This is a genomic window from Dolichospermum sp. FACHB-1250, assembly GCF_014696335.1.
In the GTDB taxonomy this organism is placed as follows: Bacteria; Cyanobacteriota; Cyanobacteriia; order Cyanobacteriales; family Nostocaceae; genus Dolichospermum; species Dolichospermum planctonicum.
The window spans coordinates 1-23311 of record NZ_JACJPZ010000003.1 but is presented as its reverse complement, the minus strand read 5'-3'; the positions used below and the strand labels follow the sequence as shown (position 1 = coordinate 23311).

The following is a 23311-nucleotide window of genomic DNA, read 5'->3' as shown; positions in this document are numbered from 1 at the left end:
TAATTGTGGGGTAGGCTTCTAGCCCGCCCTAGTCGCTTGCGACTGCTGATAATTGTGGGGTAGACTTCTAGCCCCCCCTAGTCGCTTGCGACTGCTGATAATTGTGGGGTAGTCTTCTAGCCCGCCCTAGTCGCTTGCGACTGCTGATAATTGTGGGGTAGACTTCTAGCCCGCCCTAGTCGCTTGCGACTGCTGATAATTGTGGGGTAGACTTCTAGCCCCCCCTAGTCGCTAATACCATTTGATACTGATTTGAGAATGAGAAAGCCCTGCTAAGGATAAAAGTATGTTAGTTTGGGAGATGTCAATTTGTATTATTAATTAGGTGAATTTTGGCAGATATTAATAATCAGGAAAAAATTCTACTTGTACCAGGTACTTTATGGACAAGTGTGAAGCAAACAACAGAACTGGCTTTAAATTCTGGGGCGTTAAAATCTATTCCCACGGAATTGGAAATTGTCGAACAAGATGGGATAAAATTTATGATCAGAATTTTAGCAAATCTCAACCGCAAACAAGCCGATAAAGAACAACAAAAACAACAAATTGCTAGAACTGGTAAAGAATTTAATCCTTTCTTACCCTACGAGCAAGATTTATTTGTCACCGATATCTCTCCTACTCATGTTTGTCTTTTAAATAAGTTCAATGTTGTGGATAATCACTTGTTAATTATCACCCGCATTTTTGAACAACAAGAAACCTTACTCACCCTAGAAGATTTTACAGCAATGTGGGCTTGTTTAGGAGAATTTGAAGGTTTAGTATTTTACAATGGTGGTAAACTAGCTGGTGCGAGTCAACCACATAAACATTTACAAATTGTCCCTTTTTCAGAAACAGATATTCCTATTTCCCCACTTTTAAAAACTGCAAAATTAGAAAATAATATGGGAACTATCCGAGAATTTCCCTTTTTACACGCTTTTACTAATCTTCATAGCGGAGAAAGTCCAAAAGTAACCTTAGAAAAATATCATAATTTACTACAGAAAATGGGAATTAAACCTCTAGAAAATAATCTACAATCGGGAGCATATAATCTTTTAATTACACGAAAATGGATGTTAATTGTGCCGCGAAAACAAGAAGAATTTGCAGAAATTTCCATAAATTCTCTAGGTTTTGCAGGTGCATTATTAGTCAAAAATCAACAACAAATGGAAATACTTAAAAACATTAACCCAATTAATATTTTAACTAATGTTGCTTTTCCCATAGAAAAAAATTAAATATTAGAGTAAAATATTAGAGTAAAATATAATCTAATATATAGCGATCTTAAATCAGACGTGAATACCTCTTTTTTCTCTACCTCTGCGTCCTCTGTGTCCTCTGTGGTTCGTTCAAAAAAAAATACATTCACAACCCACTGAAGATTGCTATACTCACATCTTGCACCTTTACGCGAAACAAAAATCATAAACAGAGGAAAAACTATGGAATCTCTAGATATAAAATGGATTCGTTCTCAGTTTCCCGCACTCACACAAACAATCAACAAAAAGCCAGCAATTTTCTTTGATGGACCAGGAGGAACACAAGTTCCTGGTGGAGTTTTAGACGCAATTAGTGATTATTTAGTTAGATCAAATGCGAATGTTCATGGTACTTTTGCTACAAGTTTGCGAACAGATGCTTTAATTATTTCCGCCAGAGCAGCGATCGCTGACTTCTTAGGATGCGATAATGATGAAATAGTATTTGGCGCAAATATGACCACTCTCACCTTCTCTGTGAGTCGCGCTATTGGTAGAGAATTACAAGCTGGTGATGAAATTATCGTTACAGACTTAGATCATGCTGCGAATATTTCTCCTTGGTATGCTTTAGCAGAAAAAGGTGTAATTATTCGTGCTGTTGATATCAATACTTCTGATTGTACTTTAGATTGGCATGATTTAGAAAAAAAGATAAATTCCCGCACCAAATTAGTAGCAGTTACCTATGCTTCTAATGCCGTGGGGACAATTAATGATATTAGTAAAATAGTCAAAATAGCCCACAATGTCGGGGCTTTAGTATATGTTGATGCTGTCCATTACGCGCCCCATGGACTGATTAATGTTCATCATTTAGATTGTGATTTTCTAGCCTGTTCTGCTTACAAATTCTTCGCACCCCATGTAGGAATTGTCTACGGAAAAAGAGAACATTTAACCAGATTTTCCCCTTATAAAGTTAAACCAGCAACAGAAGAAATTCCCTCAAAATGGGAAACAGGAACTTTAAATCATGAAGGTTTAGCCGGGTTAATAGCAGCGATTAATTATTTAGCCAAATTAGGTTGTCATGTTTCCCCAAACTTAGATAATGAATTACTTTCCTCCTTAATAGAAGCCGACAGAGAAGGTTTAACTACCTTCCATTGTCCTCGATTTTTGACAGCACCAGAACAAAAAAATCATCAATTAGTATCAGCCTATCATAGTCGACGAGCAGCTTTAATAGCAGCAATGTCAGCCATTCAACAATATGAAAGAGAATTAAGTAAAAAGCTAATTTCAGGCTTATTAAAAATCCCTGGTTTACGCTTATATGGTATTACAGAACCCAGCCAATTTAAATGGCGCACACCAACAGTATCTATTCGCATAGCAGGAAAAACGCCCGCAACCATAGCCCAAATATTAGGAGAAAAGGGAATATTTGTTTGGTACGGAAATTTTTATGCAATTAACCTCACAGAAAAATTAGATGTAGAAACATCTGGTGGATTATTGCGGATAGGATTAGCCCATTATAACACAGTTGAAGAAATAGATCAACTATTACAAACCCTAAATGAAATTGTTTAAGAGGGAACAGGGAACAGGTGACAGGGAAGAGGGAACAGGTGACAGGGAAGAGGTAACAGGTAACAGGTAACAGGTAACAGGTAACAGGGGACAGGGAACAGGGAACAGGGAACAGGTGACAGGTGCTACGCCACGGGGACAGGTAAGAGGGAAGAGGGAAGAGGTTTTGAGCAACTTTACTTTTCGTTACTTATGTCGGTTTTTTCCGTTCACCTACTTAGTCTCATTAAGCCCTAATTAGTCCACGGAGGTGGACTTTGCTTGTGTAGTAGCGAATTCTATTCGCCCAATACCCTTTATTAATTTTTAATTCATCCACAGTCGTCAGCCTCACAGACACGACGTATATTAATAATGTCACTCATTTTTTTAAGTTGAACAAATAAACGTTCCAACTGAGGACAATCGCGCACATCAATTCCTAAATCAATTAAAGCTGGTTCTCCCAAAGAAGTTTTAACTTGAGCGTGACGGACATTGATACCCTGGTCGCTTAATCGAGATAGTACATCTTTTAATACTCCCACTCTATCTAATGCCTCAATTTGCATATTAATAGGATATGTATAAGGACGGCTTTGATTTTCTGTAACTGAGTTCCAACGCACTGGTACTAAACGTTCACACTCAACATGACCTAGATTATGACAGCCTTGGCGGTGTATAGAAATTCCTCTTCCCCTAGTCACAGCCCCCACAATTGGTTCCCCAGGAATGGGAGTACAACAACCAGCAATATGATAAACTAAACCCTCCACCCCAAGAATAGGGGAATCACTAGCACGGTATGTAGATAATGAATCCGTTTTTTCCTGGCGCGAAGTTTTTGCTGTTGATTCCTTGGCGAGAAATGGGATCATATCACTAACAGGTTGTTTACCTTTAACAACTTCCCGCCAACGGTTCAGCACTAAATTTAAAGTAACTTCCCCATAACCTAAACTAGCCAGTAAATCTTCTACACTGTGATAATTACACTTTTCCGCCACAGTCTGCATAGCCTCTGATTTGAGCAAGTTCTCAAAACCAGTTTTCCCCAATTCCTTTTCTAATAAATCCCGTCCCCTGGCGATATTTTCTTCTCGGCGCGATCGCTTATACCATTGTTTAATACGATACTTCGCAGCCGAAGTACCAACAAAATTTAACCAATCTAAACTGGGATGACAATTTTTTTGAGTAATAATGTCAACAATATCACCATTATGCAATCGCGTTGATAAGGGAACAATGCGCCCATTTACCCGCGCCCCTGCACAGTGGTTTCCGACTTCTGTATGAATGCGATAGGCAAAATCTATACTGGTAGAACCAGGACTTAAAGGAATAACATCCCCCTTGGGAGTGAAGACATAAACCCCATCTTCAAAGAGATTATCTTTCACACTATCTAAGTATTCTTGAGCATCTTTTAAGTCACTTTGCCAATCTAGCAATTGGCGTAACCAAGTAAATTTTTCATCAGAACTTGTTAAGTTAGTATTCTCAGAACCACCAGTTTCTTTATACTTCCAATGAGCAGCAATTCCGTATTCCGCGATATGGTGCATTTCCAGAGTGCGAATTTGCACTTCTAAGGGTCGCCCTGTCAAACCAATTACCCCAGTATGTAGAGATTGATAATTGTTTGGTTTAGGCAGACCTATATAATCCTTAAATCTACCAGGGATGGGACGAAAAGTATCATGAACCACCGCTAAAGCTCGATAACATTCTTCATTAGTTTGGACAATAATTCGCAGCGCCGCCAAATCATAAATTTCATGAAATTCCTTTTGCTGCCGCCGCATTTTTTGATAAATGCTATAAAGGTGTTTAGGACGACCGCTAATTTCCAAACAATTAATACGCGCTTTCAGTAACCGACGGCGCAGAGTCTCCGTAGCTTTAAGTAACTTTTCTTCCCTATCCGTGCGTTTTTCAGCCACACATTGCTGAGTTTCTCGATAGGCCTCCGGTTCTAAATATTTGAATGCTAGGTCTTCTAATTCCCATTTAATTTGCCAAATTCCTAAACGATTCGCCAAAGGTGCGAAAATATCTCGTGTTTCCTGGGCGCTACGTTGACGACTAGATTCTGGCATATATTGAAGAGTCCGCATATTATGCAAACGGTCCGCCAGTTTGACCACAATTACCCGAATATCTTGCGCCATAGCCAGAAACATTCGCCGGAAATTTTCCGCTTGACTTTCGGTTTTGCTGGTAAAATTAATTTTCGACAGCTTAGTAACACCTTCTACCAATCGCCGCACCTCTGATCCAAAGCGTGCTTCTATGTCTTCACCTGTAACTTCTGTATCTTCAACTACATCATGAAGTAAGCCCGCTGCTATCATAACAGGACTACCACCTAATTCACGGAGTATTTCCGCCACAGCCACAGGGTGAGCAATATAAGGTTCTCCAGATTTTCGGGTTTGACCCCCATGTAATTCATAAGCAAACTGAAATGCTCGACAAATAAGGGCGTTACCGTTATACGTTCGCTCCTCTTCCTCCGTCAGTATGGGTGCTGGAGGTTCAATTAAACATCTGTTCAGCCAGTCTGGGAGAACGACATCAGTAGGAGGTTTGATAGCTATACTACTCATAAAATCAAAAAGGTAATTTGTGGATAGGTTGGAAGATAGTTAAAATTGACAGCACCGCCATAAAATAGATGCTGTTGCCTGGAGGCTTAGAGATAAGGTGAGAAAGATAATGTTCTAATTGTATTGTTTGTAGTTATCATCCATTACAGGTTGCTTGCAAATATGGTCAGAAAAACCTATTGACGATAAACCAAGCCCCAAAAGTAAAATTCAAGGCTGGTGATTTTCAGCAGAAACAAAAGAAAGTTGAGTTGTATGAGAAAATTTTCTTGACATTAATATTATCCTAACTGGCAACAAATGTCTTTAAATTGTGATAAATATCAGGAATTGGCAACATTTATAGACGAGTTACGAACTCATGTAACAGCCGATAAACTCAATACTCATCAATTACGGTTAAATTTCACCCATTTACAAACATTTTTTTTACAGCAAATTATTCCCTTAGTTGATGACAATTCCCAGCAACTGTCCTATAAAACGGAAATAAGTAAACAGTTGCGACTCTTGGAAGTGGATATAATGTTTCTCCAAGGGGCAAGGCATTCAACAACGCTACAGGCTAGATTGAAAGCCATTGAAGAACGAATTAATACTTTACTTGGGTATTGTCAAGCTATTATCCAGCCTACGAAATCACAGGAATCAAAGTAGGAATTTGTCTCACGCAGAGGCGCGAAGGAAGAGTTTGAGAGATGGAATTTTTGGCTCTTGATGGGGAATAATGAAATTATATACTTTGTCACAGTAGAGCAAATTTAAACCAATATGGACTGGACAACACCACTCAAGGCACAACAAACTGATTTTATTCAAAGACTTAAATCTGCTAAATTACTCCATTGTGACGAAAAAGGCCAGCATAGTGAATTAACTGTCATTTCTGGTCAAAGGTTAGACCAATTACGGGATTTTTGCTGGGAAATGGTGAAAAAATATAAACCAACCGACCCCAAAAATTACTTTATCAACAATATGAAGGGGAAGTTGGGTGAGGAAGTTGTTAAATCCCGTTTAGCTGATTTTGTCACAGAAGTTGACTATGAAAAGCGCGTTGGTGGTGATGGAAAAGTTGATTTTACCTTAACTTCTGACTCATCAATTGGTATTCAGGTTAAAGCCCGGAATGGCAATTTTGATAAAATTCAATGGTCAATTAGCCAAGAAGAAATTGAAAAAAATGCTGTTCTAGTTTGTATTTTAATTCAAGAGGAAGTTAGCGAAGCTCAGGCTGAATACAATCTGATTTTGGCGGGATTTTTACCAACAAATATGATTACCTCGACTGCTGGTAAAGCCTTGGTGGGAATAGATGAATTGCTTTATGCTGGCGGTTTACGCAGCTATTTAGAAAGTTTGACATCTTCTGAAGCTGACGAATATATGCGACTGGGTAATGAATGTATTGAAAAAGAAGATTATCAAAATGCTTTTGGTTATTATACTCAAGTATTGCAACTGAAACCAAATAATGAAGATGCTTATTTTGACAGAGCAATAGCCCGTTATTATTTAGGAGATAAGCAGGGTGCAATAGAAGATTTCAACCTAGCTATCAAGTTTAATCCTAACTTAGCCCAAGCCTACTACGGCCGGGGATATGTCCGTGATGATTTAGGAGATAAGCAAGGAGCAATAGAAGATTACACCCAAGCTATCAAGATTAATCCTAACTATGCCAAGGCCTACCACAACCGGGGAGTTGTCCGTAAGCAATTAGGAGATAAGCCAGGAGCAATAGATGATTACACCCAAGCTATCAAGTTTAATCCTAACTATGCCAATGCCTACTACAACCGGGGAGTTGTCCGTAATGAATCAGGAGATAAGCCAGGAGCAATAGATGATTACAACCAAGCTATCAAGTTTAATCCTAACTATGCTGATGCCTACTACAACCGGGGAAATGTCCGTGATGATTTAGGAGATAAGCAAGCAGCAATAGATGATTACACCCAAGCTATCAAGTTTAATCCTAACTATGCCAATGCCTACTACAACCGGGGAATTGTCCGTAATGATTTAGGAGATAAGCAAGGAGCAATAGAAGATTACAACCTAGCTATCAAGATTAATCCTAACTATGCCAATGCCTACAACGGCCGGGGAATTGTCCGTAAGCAATTAGGAGATAAGCCAGGAGCAATAGATGATTACACCCAAGCTATCAAGTTTAATCCTAACTATGCCAATGCCTACTACAACCGGGGAGTTGTCCGTAATGAATCAGGAGATAAGCCAGGAGCAATAGATGATTACAACCAAGCTATCAAGTTTAATCCTAACTATGCTGATGCCTACTACAACCGGGGAATTGTCCGTAATCAATTAGGAGATAAGCAAGGAGCAATAGATGATTACACCCAAGCTATCAAGTTTAATCCTAACGATGCCGAAGCCTACATCGGACGGGGAAATGTCCGTGATGATTTAGGAGATAAGCAAGCAGCAATAGATGATTACAACCTAGCTATCAAGATTAATCCTAACCTTGCCCAAGCCTACTACAACCGGGGAGTTGTCCGTAATGAATTAGGAGATAAGCAGGGTGCAATTAAAGATTTCCAAACAGCCGCAAATATCTATAAAAAAGAAGGTAAAGAAACAGACTATCAAGATACTATGGAGAAAATCAGAAACATGACCAAATAATGAATATAAGTTAAGCCAGGTACGAAATATCCCCGACTTCTGAATTAGATTTTTTGTAAATAATGAAGATCATTCAAAGAAGTCAGGGATCTAAATCAGTTGGGTTCATTTTCTTCTCTCTTCCTTCGCGCCTCTGCGCCTCTGCGTGAGCCAAAAATATTTAACTGACTCACAAACTAACTACTTAATAAGTATATAAAACTTAACAAAAAAAACTACTAAAGTCATAGAAAAATGGTAAATTAATTTCAGTAACACCCAGGATCAGGCTGTGTTTCTTGATAGTCCATCAACTTAAATAGATACAGGATAGTTATATGTTTAATAGAATACGTATTCTTTTAAGCGGATTTTTCAATAATTCTCGCACAGTAAACAACGAACCACTAAATAAAGTGAGTTTGATAGTAATTATTTTAGTTGATATTTTCATTTTAATTAATGTCTTTACGGGTTTAAATGATATTAGTCAATGGTATCTTAGCCCGTCTCAGTCTTATCCATGCTATTCTGAATGGAACGATTATAAAGCAGATACTAGGACAAATAAAGATTATCAATTTCTGATCAGTGGATTACCTTATGGTAGCAATGAGCAAACAATTCAACAAAGATATCAAGATGCAGAAAACAGACATTTGGGTAAAGTTTCGCCAATATGTTTAAATTATGGAGAATTTAAAGATCAACTAAACAATCCTGAAAATCAGAAAATTCTCAAAACGATAAATCAGAAACAAAATAAGATTAATCAACTCCAACAGGCCAATAATACAATTCGTGAACAATACGATTCCACACTTTTAGAAAAAATTGCTGGTCAGCCTTCAGGTAATTCTATTAATCAAGTAAAAGCGGAAAAAGCTAAACAGGAATTAACGCAAAACAACCGCAATATTTCTGTATTAAAACAAGAAATTGCTAATCTACAAAATCAACTGCTGAACAAACCTGAGAGTATTAATTTCCTCTCTTTTGTCAAGGACGAAACTAAATTTAACCAAGTTGCAAAAGGTCATCAAGACGCATCATTTTGGTATTCTAGCATTCAATTTCTATTTCAGTCCATCTTCCTACTGCCCTTGATTTTGATTGCATTATTGGTTAATAACTTGAGTCAACGCCAAGGATATGGATTAATAAGCCTCATAAGCTGGCATTTGCTAGTTATATTTCTCATTCCTCTAGTTCTAAAAATATTTGAATTTCTGCAAATTGGTGTCATATTTCAATATTTATCTAATCTCATTAATCGTCTGTTTGCAGGGTTAATCTTCCTCCTGCGTTACCTTTATATTTTGGTAATTCCTGTACTTGGTTTTGGGATCATTAAATTTTTCCAAACCGTTGTATTTAATACCAAAATTCAGATCACTAAAAGAATTCAACAATCAAGGTGTATTCGCTGTGCCAAAAAAATTCGTCCACGAGATAGTTACTGTCCCCACTGTGGTTATGATCAATATATTGAATGCCATAATTGCCATAATTTGACCTATAGAGGATTACCTTATTGTTATCATTGTGGCGCTGATCAAAATTCTAGTCCCGTAGAACAGAATTAAAAATCAAAAAGTATAATTCATCAATGTTGGGTTTAACTGTCGTTCAACCCAACCTACAGAGATAATAAAAAACTTAGCAAATTTAAACTTAGCAAATTTAAACTTAGCGACATATTTCCTCACCTATTTATTAGATATTATCGAATTACTAACTTAAATCTAAAGAGAGGATTTATGTCATCAATTACGAATGTAACAGAAGCCACATTTAAACAAGAAGTATTAGAAAACGAAACACCCGTTTTAGTTGACTTTTGGGCACCCTGGTGTGGTCCGTGTAAAATGTTATCTCCTGTAGTCGAAGAAGTAGCTACAGAATACGAAGGACAATTGAAAGTTGTTAAAGTCAATACAGATCAAAATCCCACAGTTGCTAGTCATTACGGGATTCGTACCATTCCCACCTTGATGGTATTTAAAGGAGGAAGACAAATTAATACTGTTGTTGGTGCTGTTCCCAAAACCACTTTAGCTGCTACCATAGACAAGTATATTACCAGAGAAAAGTAATTAAAAAAACAGGGATATTAGAGATAAAAACTCCCCATTTACTTCCTCGCGTCTCTGGGTCTGTGCGTGATCAAAAATACCCTGTAATTCCATCAACAAATAACGAACCACAGGTTAATTGAACAGCGGACAAAAAAGCGTTACCCTAAATAGGACAAAACAGAGGAGAATACCGTGAGTTCCAGCACCCAGACCCAAGCATTAGACGTACCTAGCGCCATAGTACAACGCCGTTCCATCAAAACCTTCAAACCAGATTCTATTTCCCCCGACTTACTCAAACAACTAGTAGAATTAACCGTAGCCGCACCCAGTAGTTTTAATGTTCAATCTTGGAGAATAGTATTAGTTCAAGAGGAAACGCAAAAACAAGCATTATGCGCGGCTTCCTGGAATCAAAAGCAAATCATCCAAGCGCCCGTTACCTTTGTTTTCGCTGCTGACACTGCTGCGGGAGAAAAGGACTTAACACCGATTTTAGAACAAGGGTTAGCCACAGGAGCCTGGAATGAGGGAACTGTGAATTATTTTAGAAATGCAATTCCCCAATTTCAAGCAGGGTTAGGAGACAAGCGCCGGGAATACGCCATTAAAGATGCCATGATAGCTGCTACAAACTTAGTCTTAGCAGCAGAAAGCCTGGGTTTATCTACCTGCTTTATGAATGGTTGGATTGAAGAACAGGTCAAAGCTATAATTGGTGCTGAGAATAACCCAGACATAGCCATTGCTGTTTTAGTACCGGTCGGTTATGCGGCCGAACCGCGTTTAAATCCCGGTCGTTTACCATTATCGGTTAATGTGTCTGTAGATAAGCTAGACAACCCCTATGAAGGTTAATTAGGGATTTGGGGGTTAGGTTGGGACAATTTTTGGCTAAATGAACCATATTTTTAGTTTCGCGCAAAGATGCGAGGGCGCACAGCATCATGAAGTTCATCTGTCCTCATCTGTCTTCATCTGTCTTTATCTGTCTTAATTATCTGTCCTCATCTGTCTTTATTATTTGTCTTCATCTGTCTTCATCTGTCTTTATCTGTCCTCATCTGCGGTTAATTATTCTGAAAATCTTATTCTATCTAGCTTTGTTTTAATTATACTTACTATAAAAACTATATATTTCGGTTGTTTAAATTACAAAGTGATAATTTTTTATTGTACATCAATAAACATAAAAATAGTTGGTTTTGATTTAAAAATATTGTAATACGGCAATGACTAAAATCTGTTGCTGGCTCTCTCATTAATTCTAGAAGTTTTACTTTTAGTTTTTCTGACAATTCACAAAAATTTACTTAACCCAAATATTGGGTTTAGTAAGTTCAATTTCTAACAGTGATTTAGTTTAGCTACATCCATAATTACTGTTGTTTGACATATTTTCCCTATTTTTCAGGGGAGTAAATGACTGAACTCGCAGCAAATTTATCATATTTATGTTTGGCTGGATAGAGTAGTAAATAAGTCTAGGAGATTGTAATGCTGGATTTTTTCACTTCATTGAATGAGCATAATTTACCATATCCAGATCCTTTACATCCTATCGTGGTTCACTTTGTAATTGCGATGGTTCTATTTTCTGTTTTCTGTGATGTCGCTGGGTATTTAACTGGTAGAACTCGCTTGTTTGAAGTGAGTTGGTGGAATATGTGTATTGCTACAGTGGCGATTTTTGTAGCGATTATTTTTGGTCAATTTGAGGCGGGTTTAGCTAAACCTTATGAACTGGCTAAATCAGTTTTAAATGTTCATACTCTTATTGGTTGGTCACTTTCTGGAATCATTACGGCCATTACAGCTTGGCGTTATGTTTTGCGGAGTCAAAACCCGAATAAACTGCCTTTTCATTATCTAGCTGTGGGCATTTTATTAACATTAATTGTCGGTTTTCAAGTGTATCTTGGTGATGAACTTGTATGGGTGTATGGCTTACATACTGTACCTGTTGTGGACGCGGTCAAGGATGGAATATTGCCATGAATTCAGAATTATTAGATCAAATTAGTCATCAAATGGGTGCAAATGGTTTACCTTATGCCATTCCTGTTCATCCTAATTTAGTACATCTAACATTAGGTTTATTCATCATTGCCATCATTTTTGATCTTTTAGGTGTATTCTTCCCTGTGGAAAAATGGCTATTCAGATTTTTGGGAATTAAAGTTGAGCGTTCTCAATTATTTGATGTGGGTTGGTATAACGTTTTTGCCGCTGCTGTAATTACATTCTTTACGGTTGGTGCGGGTTTTTATGAAATGTTATTGGCTGCCCCACCAGCAGATATTAAAAGTCCTTGGGGAATGTTAGCAATGCCCACAATGATGTGGCATGGTGTCGGTGGTGTATTGCTATTAGCAATGATTGTTGGTATGACTTTTTGGCGAGGTTGGCAACGTTATGTTATCGGCAAATATGAAGAGCGAGAAGTACAAATTTCTTATCTCGTTGTCGGTGTAATTATTATGTTGCTGATGTATGTTCACGGCACATTAGGAGCGCACTTAGCAGCAGATTTTGGTGTTCACAACACAGCCGATAAATTACTGCGAGCCGGACAAGACATTAATCAAATATTGGGTAAATAGGTAATGGGTAATTGGTAATGGGTAATGGGTAATTGGTAATGGGTAATGGGTCATTAAAAACTAACTGACAACTAACAACTGACAACTGACTATTATGAAAATTCGGCAAATTCTCAACTTTTTGACCCTAGCTACTGGGGCAGTTGCCGTAACTTTTACTAGTCTATGGATTGGTAAACAGGCTTATTATTGGCTTCCTCCCCAAGGGGCTGCTGAATCTCATCTTATTGATGATTTATTTAGCTTTTTGGTAACATTAGGAGCTTTAATTTTCCTGGGAGTAACTGCTACTCTTCTCTATTCCATCACTTTTCATCGTGCCAGACCGACGGATTTTAGTGATGGTCCCCACATTGAAGGTAATATAACTTTGGAGGTAGTTTGGACGGCAATCCCGATTATGTTGGTATTATGGATTGCTGGTTATAGTTACCAAGTTTACGAACAAATGGGTATCCAGGGACCATCTCACCAGATACATCTACATAATCCCATGAAGATGGAGTCCGTTGCTGTTGTGGAAGATAAAGATCCAGCAGCCATAGTCGAAGATGTAGAACATATTGATGTATCTGCTAAACAATGGGCTTGGGTGTTTCATTATCCAGAACAGAACGTTACCAGTACAGAATTGCATTTACCCCAGGATAGTCGTGTCCGTCTTAATCTACATTCGGAAGATGTACTTCACGGCTTTTATATACCTGCTTTCCGTCTTAAACAAGACATTATTCCTGGTCATGATCTGGACTTTGAATTTACTCCTATTCGCCCCGGTGCTTATGATTTAACTGATTCCCAATATAGCGGTACATATTTTGCTACTATGCGGGCAAAAGTAATTGTGGAATCACCTAGTCAATATCAGCAGTGGTTAAGCAAAGCTGCAAGTCAAGAACTCACTCCAGCACCTAACCAAGCGGCTTCTGAATACGCTCAAAAACTCGAAAATGGGATTAATAGCGGTTGGAAAACTGTTAAACCCGCTACACCCCCTTTGGTCAATTTCTCTGGTTAACTAACCTTTTGCTTTTAGATTTGGTCATCAAAAATCTAAAAATTGGCAATCCAAAATCTAAAATCTAAAATCTAAAATCGAATGACTAACATCCCCATTGATATCACTGGTGAATCACATCACCACGAACCGCCCCAAACCTGGAGAACCTACTTCAGTTTTAGTACAGACCATAAGGTGATTGGTATTCAATACCTCGTTACCTCTTTTATTTTCTTCCTGGTTGGTGGTATCTTCGCTATGATTTTGCGCGGAGAACTGATCACCCCGGAAGCTGATTTGATAGACCGCACAGTATACAACGGAATGTTTACCATGCACGGAACAGTGATGCTGTTTCTCTGGACATTCCCCTCCCTTGTTGGTATGGCTAACTACCTTGTTCCCCTGATGATTGGGGCGCGAGATATGGCTTTCCCCCGCCTCAACGCTGTCGCTTTTTGGATGGTGCCGGTGGTGGGTATTCTCCTCATGGCCAGCTTCTTTGTCCCCGGTGGACCGGCTCAATCTGGGTGGTGGGCATATCCCCCCGTCAGTACCCAAAACCCCACGGGAAACCTGATTAACGGTCAAGTTCTCTGGTTATTAGCGGTGGCTATTTCCGGTGTCTCTTCCATTATGGGTGCGGTAAATTTTGTCACTACTATTGTGAAAATGCGATCGCCGGGAATGGGTTATTTTAGAATGCCTCTCTTTGTTTGGGCAGTATTTAGCGCCCAAATTATCCAATTATTTGGACTCCCAGCTTTAACCGCAGGGGCTGTAATGTTACTTCTTGATATTACAGTAGGAACTGCTTTTTTCGACCCCACCAAAGGCGGAAACCCGGTGATGTTCCAGCATTATTTCTGGTTCTATTCTCACCCCGCAGTTTATGTGATCATTTTGCCTATTTTCGGCATTTTCTCGGAAATCTTCCCGGTTTATTCCCGCAAACCTTTATTCGGTTATAAAGTCGTTGCTATTTCTTCCATGTTAATTGCTGTAGTTAGCGGCATTGTTTGGGTACACCATATGTATGTCAGTGGTACTCCTGCTTGGCTACGGTTGTTTTTCATGGTGACAACCATGTTTGTATCTATTCCCACAGGGATTAAGGTATTTGCTTGGGTGGCAACTATTTGGGGTGGTAAAATTCGCCTGACTACACCCATGTTATTTGCTTTGGGTGGTTTGGTAATGTTTGTGTTTGCTGGCATTACGGGAATTATGCTTTCTTCTGTTCCTGTAGATGTTCATGTTAATAATACCTATTTTGTTGTCGGCCATTTCCATTATGTTCTCTATGGAACTGTAACTATGGGAATGTATGCCGCTATCTATCATTGGTTTCCTAAAATGACGGGGAGAATGTTCCACGAAGGTTGGGGAAAAATCCATTTTTGGTTAGCATTTATCGGCACAAATTTGAATTTCTTACCTATGCACCCATTAGGTTTACAAGGAATGTTACGCCGCGCTGCTTCTTATGCACCTGAATTAATTGGTTGGAATATTGTTGCTAGTTTGGGTTCTTTTTTGTTAGGAATGTCTACTCTTCCTTTCATTTTCAATATGTTGATTTCTTGGATAGACGGAGAAAAAGCTCCTGCTAATCCTTGGCGGGCTATTGGTTTGGAATGGACTGTTTCTTCTCCTCCTCCTGTTGAAAATTTTGAGGAAATTCCGGTGATTACTTGCGAACCTTATGGTTATGGTAAGTCTGAGGATTTAATTGCATCTGCTGAACATGAGTAATGGGTAATATAGCGATTCTATTTGATGTGTGTTCAGGATTTTTTTAACGAACCACTCCAGGCACAGAGAACACGGAGGAAGAGAGTTTTTTAGGTCTTATTTAGAATCGCTATAGTTTTTCTCATTACTTTTTTCCTAATTACTATTTTCCTGTTTTTGGAGTTTTTTAACAATGGATGTTTCTGTTTCTCCTGATGATTTAGATCATGTTAGTCATGAGCATGGACATGATGAAGAAGGCAGTAAAATGTTTGGTTTTATTGTGTTTCTGTTATCTGAAAGCGTCATTTTCTTGAGTTTCTTTGCTGGCTATATTATCTACAAAACTTCTACTGTTAATTGGTTGCCGGCTGGTGTTTCTGGTTTGGAAATAAAAGAACCTAGCATTAATACTGTTGTTTTAGTTGCTAGTAGTTTTGTGATTTATTTTGCAGAAAAAGCTCTGGAAAGACATGATTTAACGAGTTATCGGCTGTTGTTATTTTTGACAATGGCTATGGGTGGTTATTTCCTCTATGGTCAAGCTGTGGAATGGAGTCAACTGGAGTTTGGTTTTACTTCTGGTACGTTTGGAGGAATGTTTTATCTATTAACTGGTTTTCACGGTTTGCACGTTTTTACGGGTATTCTGTTACAGTTAATTGTCTTGTTGCGTTCTTTTATTCCTGGTAATTTTGATAATGGCCATTTTGGGATAAATGCCACTTCTTTGTTTTGGCACTTTGTTGATGTTATTTGGATTGTTTTGTTTATACTTATCTACGTTTGGCAGTAGGTATTTTAGTAGCAAAAAATCAATGAAGTATGTAGGGGTTTAGCATTGCTAAACCCTTATCCATGTATTTGTATGATTATTGTGAAATTATCTATTTGGGGAAATAGCGATAAATTTCTTTTCGGTGTAAAACTCTTTCAAAAATTAATGTTTCACCATCGAAAATAATACCAAGACGATAATCACCTATACGAATCCGATAAGCATTATCATATCCCTGAAGTTTTTTGATATTTGTGATTTCTGCAAAATTTGATATTTCGATTATTTCTTCAAAAGCAAATTTCTTAATAGACTCATAGTAAGGTGTACTTTTGAGTGCTTTCAAATCTTTAATAAAACTTGGTAGATACTGGGTATTCACTCTTTTTCTAATTCCGCTAAAGCTTCATGTAAATGTAATGGTGTCTCATTTTCTACTTCTTTCATGGCTAGAATAAGTCCTTCATCTTCTATAGCTTCTATCAACCGTAAATAGTCTTGAAAATCAATGACTACTTTTCTGATATTACCTTCAATATCAGTAATTAATTCTTGAGCAAAGGGATATTTATTAGTTTGCATTTTGTTTATATAGGATTAGTATTTTACTATTTACATTTAATGTAGCATATTTTTATCAGGATCGAAAATACTAGAATTGATTTTTAGTTCGTAGTGGGTACTTTAACTAAAGTGCCTACCATGAGCTTATTTGACAAAGTAAAATTATAAAAATTAGGTATTCGTATATAGGAATAATATTTGATTTATAAAAAGATACCTAGGGTGCGTCAGATATTACAAATCTGTTTATTGATAGAATTTATGCAGTAGTAAAGCACCCTACAATACCTAATTTTTTCAAAAATCAAATACGAGTTCTATATCTTTATGAAAACACTCTTTAACATAAGCCTGCTTTCTAATTTGTCTAAGCCATTTAGTAAAATCTCTCTGTTTTGATGTTTTATTGTTCATTACCGTTATGCTCCCCTTGTAGATATTTTTATAGATTACCCTATTGACAGGTACTTATACAATATTCTGAATATCACGAGGTGGTATTTCATCTGCTGTCAAAGTCACAACTTTACCATCTCGCAAAATACTAATAGATTCTCTTAACCTGCGATGTCTTTCTATAGCATTCGCAATAGCAAATTTCACACCAGCATCTATTTTTTGATGTAACTATGTAACGGGAATATGAGATTTATTATCTTGCTCTAATTTGATTCCAGATTCTGTATTCATAAATTATCACTTCCTGATTTATACCTGTTTCAGCAAGTAATTGAGGTTCATCCCCAGAGTTATTATATACTATCCAAGTATTACACAAAGGTAAATAAAGGTCAGTTAGATTTCTGCGTCCTCGTTCATAGCGTCTGCGGATGATATCTTCGGGAATATTATGACCTCCACTTGCTACCCGTCTGCGGACTCTCGTTATTGCTAGTTCTGGACTTTCCAGCCAAAAGTATATCAAATTTATTATATAATCTTGGTTTTTACATTCTCTAATAAAACGCGCAAAATTACGAGCAGCTAAAGTTGTTTCAAAAGCAAAGTCAGCTTTATCATTCACCAGATTCTCTAAAAATGCTATTTATAATATTGATAAAATAAAAATTACCAACATGATCAATAATCAACCTATTTGCATTTCCTTATTCACAGGTGCTTATGGCTTAGATTTAGGACTAGAACAAGCAGGATTTCATACTGTTAGTGTAGTTGAAAAAGATAAAGATGCTGTCAAAACAATTGCTCTTAATAAACCTCATCTCCAAGAAAGTGCTATTCCCAGAGAATTAGAAAAAGTTACTTCCCAAGAATTATTAGAAGAGGGAGGAAGAGTTTTAAATTTAGGTCGTGCTTTACTTCCAGGAGAAATAGATTTAGTCACCGGTGGTCCTCCTTGTCAGCCTTTTAGCACCGCAGGAAAACGGGGTTCAGTTATGGACCCACGGGGGAGTTTATTTATGGATTTTATTCGCATTGTCAAAGAAGTCCAGCCGCGATTTTTCTTAATGGAAAATGTCAGAGGATTACTTTCTGCTTCTTTGCGTCATCGTCCTATTAATCAAAGAGGAAAAGATTACCCAGCTTTAGAACTTGATGAAATAAATGGTGCAGCTTTGAAAGTTGTTTTAGCAGAAATGAAGCAATTAGGCTATAACGTAGTTTATAACCTATTAGAAGCCGCAGATTATGGTGTTCCTCAAAATAGATCCCGTGTATTTTTTATTGGTTCTAGAGATGGTGAAACTGCTACATTTCCTCTAGCTAAATATAGTAAAGATGGGAAAATTTTACCAAAGTGGAGAACTTTAAAAGATGCGTTAACAGATTTTGTAGATGTTGAACCAGAATTTATTAGTTATTCAGAAAATCGGCTCAAGTTTTTAAGATTATTAGCAGCAGGACAAAATTGGAAAAATTTACCAGAAGAATTACAGAAGGAAGCAATGGGAGGTGCTTATAATTCTGGTGGGGGAAAAGTTGGTTTTTACAGAAGATTATCTTGGGATAAACCTTCACCAACAATCACAACCAGTCCCCAACAAAAAGCTACAGATATGTGTCACCCTGTGGAACTTCGTCCTTTAACTGTGCGCGAGTCTGCGAAAATTCAAACTTTTCCTGATGATTGGATTTTTCATGGTTCGATAAGTTCTAAATACAAACAAATTGGTAATGCAGTTCCGGTATTGCTTGCTAAAGAACTGGGTGAATATCTGATTTATTTAATGCAGGGAAATCAACCAAAAGGGAAAGAAGTTACTGAACAACTCTCTCTATTTTCTCTAGAGAATTTACTTTGCAAATAACTCAGCAAATTCATGATCATATTCAAGATGAATCATATCCCAAAATTCTTTACCAGCTATGGGAGGAATTTTATAATTGTCATATCCATCACAAGCTATACTAGAATTTAATCCCTTATTTGTGTTTCCTATGGTTGTAAGTGCTTCGACCACCAAAATCACTTGGGAACTCTTACCCGAAGACTTCGTTTTAGACGATGAACCTGTGGATAATGTCAATCAAGCCAGTCTAGCAGCAGCACTCACGGAAAGCCTAGAACTGGCTGGTAAACTTCCAGAAACAGCGATCGCTACCACCAATTACGGCATCTGTGCCACGGTAAATGGTAAATTTGTCATCAAAGCCCCTGACTGGGCTTACGTGCCATAAATTACAGTGTCTAGAGAAGAAATCCAACGCAGTTACACCCCCCATAAACAGGGACAAATTCCTGCGGTGGTCATAGAATTTCTTTCCGATAGCGATGGTAGTGAATATTCTAATAAACACACTTATCCCCCCGGAAAATGGTTTTATTATGAACAAGTTTTACAAGTTCCTAACTACATCATTTTTCAACCAGATATCGGTGAATTAGAAATATATCACTTGTATGAAAATGGACACTATAAATTACAATCTCCAGATGAAAATAACCGTTACTGGTTAACTGAAATGGAATTATTTATTGGTGTTTGGCCAGGAAAACGCGAAAACCGTCAAGGTTACTGGTTACGTTGGTGGAATCAAGATGGTAATTTGCTACTTTGGGGTTCTGAGTTAGTGCAGCAAGAACGACTTGCTAAGGAACAAGAACGACTTGCTAAGGAAACTGCCCAACAAGAAGCGAATCAAGAACGACTTGCAAAAGAAACTGCCTTAAAACGCTTGGAAGAGTTAGAAAAACGCCTTCGAGATGCAGGTATTTCCGACTAACTTCCATTGACATCCCCGACTTCTTTAAGAAGTCGGGGATCTTTGATCGCTCAACTTGTACAATAGAAAATAGATTGTTGCGAATTGTATAGTTAAGGATTATAGCTGTCATGGCTGCCGCCGTTTTCATCGAAAATCTCAAAAAAAGCTACGGTAATGTGGTCGCAGTCCAGGATGTCTCTTTTCAAGTGCAACCAGGAGAAATATTTGGACTGCTAGGACCAAACGGGGCGGGGAAAACGACCACTCTCCGGGCTTTGTGTACGCTAACAACCCCTGATACGGGCAAAATTGAAGTTTCAGGCATTTCGGTACTAGATCACCCCAAATTAGCCCGTCAAAGGCTGGGTTATGTAGCCCAGGAAGTAGCTTTAGATAAAGTCCTGACTGGCCGGGAGTTACTACAGTTACAAGCCGCCCTTTATCATCTTCCTGGTAAAGTGATCAAAGAGCGAATTAACACTATTCTCGATTTACTGGGTTTACAAGAATACGCAGATAAAAAAACCGGCACTTATTCCGGTGGTTTACGCAAGCGATTAGATCTGGCTGCGGGTTTACTCCATGCACCCGATGTTTTAGTATTAGATGAACCAACGGTAGGGTTAGATATTGAAAGCCGGGTTGTAGTCTGGGATTTCTTGCGTCAATTGCGGGCTGGGGGAACTACTGTGGTAATTACCAGCCATTATTTAGAAGAGGTTGACGCTTTAGCTGATAGAGTGGCAATTATTGATAGAGGTTTGGTTATTGCTAATGGTACACCTTCTCAGTTAAAAGATCAGGTAGGTGGCGATCGCATCACTTTAAGAATCCGCGAATTTTCACCTCCAGAAGAGGCCGAAACCGCCAAAAACCTGTTAGCAGCTTTACCTTTTGTGCAAGAAATTATCATCAATAGCGCCCAGGGTAACTCCCTAAATTTGGTAGTTACACCGCAAAATGACGTTTTAATCACGATTCAACAGGTGTTAAATCATGCCAATTTACCAATTTTTGGTATCGCCCAATCTCGTCCGAGTTTAGATGATGTTTACCTAGCAGCAACAGGAAAAACCTTAATGGATGCGGAATTAGCTGCTGTGGCTAATCGTGATCCTAAAGCTGAGAAAAAGCAGAATATGAGATAGAGGAAATAGTATTATGTAGGGTGCGTGAGGAGTAAATCCATAACGCACCATGATCATATAATAACCCACACCTTCCCATCAGAATATGTTTTACAAAATCCCACTACTGCTTACACCTCAACCAGAAGGAGGATTCACTGTAACTTCTCCACTCTTACCAGAATTGATTACTGAAGGGGATTCTATGGATGAGGTTTTAGCTAATGTTCAAGATGCCTTGGAATCTGTTATAGAAATGTATGAAGATTTAGGTAAAGAACTTTCTCAAAATCTACAATCTGTAGATCAAAATTCACCAGCTTTGATAGAAACAATTATATCAGTCAGATGAACTATAGAGAAGTTGCTAAAAAATTATCTAGGCTAGGATGTGAAGAAATTCCCAGACGTGGAGGAGGTTCACATAGAAAGTGGTTTAATCCAATGACTCAGCAAGCAACTGTAATTCCTGACTGGAGTGGACGTGATCTAAAAATCGGTACATTACGATAGTATCGAGCATTACTGGCCCTGTTTTTATGGAACTGATTCACAATTCTCAAAATACCCAACGAGTTCGTTGTATAATAAATACAACTAGCCTTATTATAAATTTGCAACGAGTAATGAGTCGTAATAGTAAGCATAGATTCGAGGTTTGGGCGCACCTTTGGCTGTCTCATGAAGATAGAGACCGCATCCGAGATTTTTTTGCTTCAGAGATTGGAGTAAAACCACGTTTTGTTGTTAAAAATATGCACCTTACGGTTTACCATTCACGTAGGATGCTTCCTGATCTTAAGCCTTGCCTGGAAAACGTAGAAGTTATTCTTGACCCTAATGAGACTCGATTTATGGTAATGGCACCAGGTGGTGAGAATCCAAGAGATTATCTTGATCCGGGAAGACGCAAAGTTGGAATTAGAATTCATAGGCAGAGTGCAACTCGACAGGTGATCCTGGGGTTCAGAGAAAGATTAACAAAACTGGAAACAAAAAGAGTATTAGGGACTAGATCACCTAGCTCTCACAAACATAATGCTTTTGGAGCTAGACACTTTCAACCACATATGACTATCCTATGGGCTGGAAGCGGAATAGACTGCGATCTAACAAAAATTGGTGTGCCATTCAGGAAAATGCTTGGAAAATTCAAGTTTGACAAATTCAGCATAGAAATCACAGATTTAGATTTGATGAATGTATCGAAAGACTAGCACGTGATCGGATCATCCTCTAACTGAATTCATACCCTTTTGAGTATTACTTTAATTCCTAACTTTTAATGCCTTTTCCATTAAAAATTCGACTGGACGCATTAATCGCGTGCCAACGACAATGCTGTCTAATACAAACATTTTTTCGTTGTGTATTACAAGATATCTGCCTCTAATTACAACAGATAAAACGATGCTTATTATCAGCGATCGCCCTTTCTCTCTCAATAAGCGATCGCTTTGTCTTTGTAAAAGGGTCGCCCCTACATTGTTTAGCTACTCCACCCGTCGCTCCTTACCATCCAGCAAACAGCTAACAGTCATATCACCCATCACATTAATAGCAGTGCGACAACGATCAAGAAACCAGTCTACTGTCACCAACAAAGCGATATATTGGTAAAATCAAATACCTGATATCCTATTAATGTGTGTATTTTGGGAATTATTTGTTAAAATTTCCTCAACTTACGAATAAATCCTGTGACTATCCAAAATCCCCGACAATCAAGTAATATAAATTACTCTCGTGTTATCCATCTCAGTCATCTAATTGATACAGATATACCCAAATGGACAGGTGATCCTCCGGTAGAATTTACCAGTGTTGCAGAAATTGAAAACGATGGTTATTACCTGCGACGCTTTTCTTTAGGAGAACATAGCGCCACTCATATTAATGCCCCAATAGTTTTGATGGTAATGGTGCAAGTGTTGACAAATACCCAGCAGCATCATTAATATTACCTGCTATAGTTATTAATATTTGCAGACAAGCCGCAGTCAATTCCGATTATGTTTTGACAATTGGTGACATCCAAACTTGGGAAAATGAGTTTGGGGAAATTCCTGTGGGTAGTTTAGTAATACTATATACTGGTTGGCAAGAAAAATGGTTAACCCACATTCCGCACCCCAAACTGTCACAGAGGTAAATTACGTAGAGAAAAAATTAAAGAGAGCATCAAAACAAACATATAAAGTGAAAAAAGGCATTTGAGAAACAGTAAATC

At 38.0% G+C, this 23311-nt stretch carries 22 protein-coding genes and 3 pseudogenes; 19 read left to right on the top strand and 6 right to left on the bottom strand.

The features are described from left to right. Nucleotides 1–332: 332 nt before the first annotated feature. On the top strand, nt 333–1235 hold the full coding sequence (locus tag H6F39_RS01560; RefSeq protein ID WP_199290826.1) for a DUF4922 domain-containing protein: 903 nt from the start codon (nt 333–335) through the stop codon (nt 1233–1235). Nucleotides 1236–1442: 207 nt separating this feature from the next. Continuing rightward, nucleotides 1443–2801, top strand: a complete 1359-nt coding sequence (locus tag H6F39_RS01555) for a cysteine desulfurase-like protein (RefSeq protein ID WP_190371165.1) — start codon at nt 1443–1445, stop codon at nt 2799–2801. 311 nt (nt 2802–3112) lie between these two features. Here H6F39_RS01555 and H6F39_RS01550 read toward each other — a convergent pair whose 3' ends face one another. After that, nucleotides 3113–5395 carry a bifunctional (p)ppGpp synthetase/guanosine-3',5'-bis(diphosphate) 3'-pyrophosphohydrolase gene (locus tag H6F39_RS01550; protein WP_190396081.1) on the bottom strand — a complete coding sequence of 761 codons (2283 nt, stop codon included), beginning with the start codon at nt 5393–5395 and terminating at the stop codon, nt 3113–3115. Between the two features lie 300 nt (nt 5396–5695). Here H6F39_RS01550 and patD point away from each other — a divergent pair, with 300 nt between their 5' ends. The 10 genes from patD to H6F39_RS01500 all read left to right on the top strand — a co-directional run bounded on the left by patD (nt 5696) and on the right by H6F39_RS01500 (nt 16240). Continuing rightward, the gene (gene patD / locus H6F39_RS01545; RefSeq protein WP_190396080.1) at nt 5696–6052 is read left to right on the top strand and encodes a heterocyst frequency control protein PatD; all 357 of its coding nucleotides are present in this window, start codon (nt 5696–5698) and stop codon (nt 6050–6052) included. Between the two features lie 114 nt (nt 6053–6166). Continuing rightward, nucleotides 6167–8050 carry a tetratricopeptide repeat protein gene (locus H6F39_RS01540; protein ID WP_190396079.1) on the top strand — a complete coding sequence of 628 codons (1884 nt, stop codon included), beginning with the start codon at nt 6167–6169 and terminating at the stop codon, nt 8048–8050. Between the two features lie 317 nt (nt 8051–8367). Then, a complete protein-coding gene (locus H6F39_RS01535) occupies nt 8368–9615 on the top strand; it encodes a hypothetical protein (RefSeq protein ID WP_190396078.1) in 1248 nt (415 codons plus the stop codon). 174 nt (nt 9616–9789) lie between these two features. Continuing rightward, on the top strand, nt 9790–10125 hold the full coding sequence (trxA, locus tag H6F39_RS01530) for a thioredoxin (protein ID WP_190396077.1): 336 nt from the start codon (nt 9790–9792) through the stop codon (nt 10123–10125). 174 nt (nt 10126–10299) lie between these two features. Next, complete coding sequence (locus tag H6F39_RS01525) at nt 10300–10965, top strand: nitroreductase family protein (RefSeq protein WP_028088820.1); 666 nt, start codon at nt 10300–10302, stop codon at nt 10963–10965. A 639-nt stretch (nt 10966–11604) separates the two neighbouring features. Next, nucleotides 11605–12105, top strand: coding sequence for a DUF2231 domain-containing protein (locus tag H6F39_RS01520; RefSeq protein WP_137906739.1), 501 nt, complete (start codon nt 11605–11607; stop codon nt 12103–12105). Then, on the top strand, nt 12102–12710 hold the full coding sequence (locus tag H6F39_RS01515; protein WP_137906740.1) for a DUF2231 domain-containing protein: 609 nt from the start codon (nt 12102–12104) through the stop codon (nt 12708–12710). The genes H6F39_RS01520 and H6F39_RS01515 overlap by 4 nt, the downstream gene beginning before the upstream one ends. A 94-nt stretch (nt 12711–12804) precedes the next feature. Next, entirely contained in the window at nt 12805–13728 is a 924-nt protein-coding gene (locus H6F39_RS01510) for a cytochrome c oxidase subunit II (protein ID WP_137906741.1), read from the top strand. An 81-nt stretch (nt 13729–13809) separates the two neighbouring features. Beyond that, complete coding sequence (gene ctaD / locus H6F39_RS01505) at nt 13810–15465, top strand: cytochrome c oxidase subunit I (protein ID WP_137906742.1); 1656 nt, start codon at nt 13810–13812, stop codon at nt 15463–15465. A gap of 172 nt (nt 15466–15637) precedes the next feature. Then, on the top strand, nt 15638–16240 hold the full coding sequence (locus H6F39_RS01500; protein WP_190396076.1) for a heme-copper oxidase subunit III: 603 nt from the start codon (nt 15638–15640) through the stop codon (nt 16238–16240). A gap of 91 nt (nt 16241–16331) precedes the next feature. Here H6F39_RS01500 and H6F39_RS01495 read toward each other — a convergent pair whose 3' ends face one another. The 4 genes from H6F39_RS01495 to H6F39_RS01485 form a co-directional block, all read right to left on the bottom strand. Continuing rightward, nucleotides 16332–16604, bottom strand: coding sequence for a type II toxin-antitoxin system RelE/ParE family toxin (locus tag H6F39_RS01495; protein WP_168696326.1), 273 nt, complete (start codon nt 16602–16604; stop codon nt 16332–16334). Continuing rightward, nucleotides 16601–16804 carry a hypothetical protein gene (locus tag H6F39_RS01490; RefSeq protein WP_190396075.1) on the bottom strand — a complete coding sequence of 68 codons (204 nt, stop codon included), beginning with the start codon at nt 16802–16804 and terminating at the stop codon, nt 16601–16603. The genes H6F39_RS01495 and H6F39_RS01490 overlap by 4 nt, the downstream gene beginning before the upstream one ends. Nucleotides 16805–17254: 450 nt before the next feature. Beyond that, nucleotides 17255–17389 carry a hypothetical protein gene (locus H6F39_RS21070; RefSeq protein WP_268904583.1) on the bottom strand — a complete coding sequence of 45 codons (135 nt, stop codon included), beginning with the start codon at nt 17387–17389 and terminating at the stop codon, nt 17255–17257. Between the two features lie 49 nt (nt 17390–17438). Continuing rightward, the gene (locus tag H6F39_RS01485; protein ID WP_347238689.1) at nt 17439–17810 is read right to left on the bottom strand and encodes a zeta toxin family protein; all 372 of its coding nucleotides are present in this window, start codon (nt 17808–17810) and stop codon (nt 17439–17441) included. A gap of 52 nt (nt 17811–17862) precedes the next feature. Here H6F39_RS01485 and H6F39_RS01480 point away from each other — a divergent pair, with 52 nt between their 5' ends. The 6 genes and pseudogenes from H6F39_RS01480 to H6F39_RS01455 all read left to right on the top strand — a co-directional run bounded on the left by H6F39_RS01480 (nt 17863) and on the right by H6F39_RS01455 (nt 22298). After that, nucleotides 17863–19056, top strand: a complete 1194-nt coding sequence (locus H6F39_RS01480; RefSeq protein WP_190396074.1) for a DNA cytosine methyltransferase — start codon at nt 17863–17865, stop codon at nt 19054–19056. 130 nt (nt 19057–19186) lie between these two features. Further along, nucleotides 19187–19972 (top strand): annotated as a pseudogene (locus H6F39_RS01475) (Uma2 family endonuclease). Between the two features lie 110 nt (nt 19973–20082). Then, a complete protein-coding gene (locus tag H6F39_RS01470; RefSeq protein ID WP_190396073.1) occupies nt 20083–21102 on the top strand; it encodes an ABC transporter ATP-binding protein in 1020 nt (339 codons plus the stop codon). Between the two features lie 85 nt (nt 21103–21187). After that, entirely contained in the window at nt 21188–21433 is a 246-nt protein-coding gene (locus H6F39_RS01465) for a type II toxin-antitoxin system HicB family antitoxin (protein WP_190396072.1), read from the top strand. Beyond that, on the top strand, nt 21430–21594 hold the full coding sequence (locus H6F39_RS01460) for a type II toxin-antitoxin system HicA family toxin (RefSeq protein WP_190396071.1): 165 nt from the start codon (nt 21430–21432) through the stop codon (nt 21592–21594). Before H6F39_RS01465 ends, H6F39_RS01460 begins: the two co-directional genes overlap by 4 nt. Nucleotides 21595–21707: 113 nt before the next feature. Further along, nucleotides 21708–22298 (top strand): hypothetical protein, encoded by a 591-nt coding sequence (locus H6F39_RS01455; RefSeq protein ID WP_190396070.1) that lies wholly within the window; start codon nt 21708–21710, stop codon nt 22296–22298. Nucleotides 22299–22574: 276 nt separating this feature from the next. Here the strand turns inward: H6F39_RS01455 and H6F39_RS01450 are convergent. Then, a pseudogene (locus tag H6F39_RS01450) lies at nt 22575–22697 on the bottom strand (cation:dicarboxylate symporter family transporter); the annotation flags it as partial. Nucleotides 22698–22802: 105 nt separating this feature from the next. On the opposite strand from H6F39_RS01450, the pseudogene H6F39_RS01445 reads away from it, so the two are divergent. Beyond that, a pseudogene (locus H6F39_RS01445) lies at nt 22803–23194 on the top strand (cyclase family protein); the annotation flags it as partial. Between the last annotated feature and the right edge of the window lie 117 nt (nt 23195–23311).

Bases quoted from the DNA above. Each gene is read 5' to 3' on its own strand.
- H6F39_RS01555 (WP_190371165.1), top strand. From the start codon at position 1,443: ATGGAATCTCTAGATATAAAATGGATTCGTTCTCAGTTTCCCGCACTC.
- H6F39_RS01550 (WP_190396081.1), bottom strand. From the start codon at position 5,395: ATGAGTAGTATAGCTATCAAACCTCCTACTGATGTCGTTCTCCCAGAC.
- patD (WP_190396080.1), top strand. From the start codon at position 5,696: ATGTCTTTAAATTGTGATAAATATCAGGAATTGGCAACATTTATAGAC.
- H6F39_RS01540 (WP_190396079.1), top strand. From the start codon at position 6,167: ATGGACTGGACAACACCACTCAAGGCACAACAAACTGATTTTATTCAA.
- H6F39_RS01535 (WP_190396078.1), top strand. From the start codon at position 8,368: ATGTTTAATAGAATACGTATTCTTTTAAGCGGATTTTTCAATAATTCT.
- trxA (WP_190396077.1), top strand. From the start codon at position 9,790: ATGTCATCAATTACGAATGTAACAGAAGCCACATTTAAACAAGAAGTA.
- H6F39_RS01520 (WP_137906739.1), top strand. From the start codon at position 11,605: ATGCTGGATTTTTTCACTTCATTGAATGAGCATAATTTACCATATCCA.
- H6F39_RS01515 (WP_137906740.1), top strand. From the start codon at position 12,102: ATGAATTCAGAATTATTAGATCAAATTAGTCATCAAATGGGTGCAAAT.
- H6F39_RS01510 (WP_137906741.1), top strand. From the start codon at position 12,805: ATGAAAATTCGGCAAATTCTCAACTTTTTGACCCTAGCTACTGGGGCA.
- ctaD (WP_137906742.1), top strand. From the start codon at position 13,810: ATGACTAACATCCCCATTGATATCACTGGTGAATCACATCACCACGAA.
- H6F39_RS01500 (WP_190396076.1), top strand. From the start codon at position 15,638: ATGGATGTTTCTGTTTCTCCTGATGATTTAGATCATGTTAGTCATGAG.
- H6F39_RS01490 (WP_190396075.1), bottom strand. From the start codon at position 16,804: ATGCAAACTAATAAATATCCCTTTGCTCAAGAATTAATTACTGATATT.
- H6F39_RS01480 (WP_190396074.1), top strand. From the start codon at position 17,863: ATGATCAATAATCAACCTATTTGCATTTCCTTATTCACAGGTGCTTAT.
- H6F39_RS01470 (WP_190396073.1), top strand. From the start codon at position 20,083: ATGGCTGCCGCCGTTTTCATCGAAAATCTCAAAAAAAGCTACGGTAAT.
- H6F39_RS01465 (WP_190396072.1), top strand. From the start codon at position 21,188: ATGTTTTACAAAATCCCACTACTGCTTACACCTCAACCAGAAGGAGGA.
- H6F39_RS01460 (WP_190396071.1), top strand. From the start codon at position 21,430: ATGAACTATAGAGAAGTTGCTAAAAAATTATCTAGGCTAGGATGTGAA.
- H6F39_RS01455 (WP_190396070.1), top strand. From the start codon at position 21,708: ATGAGTCGTAATAGTAAGCATAGATTCGAGGTTTGGGCGCACCTTTGG.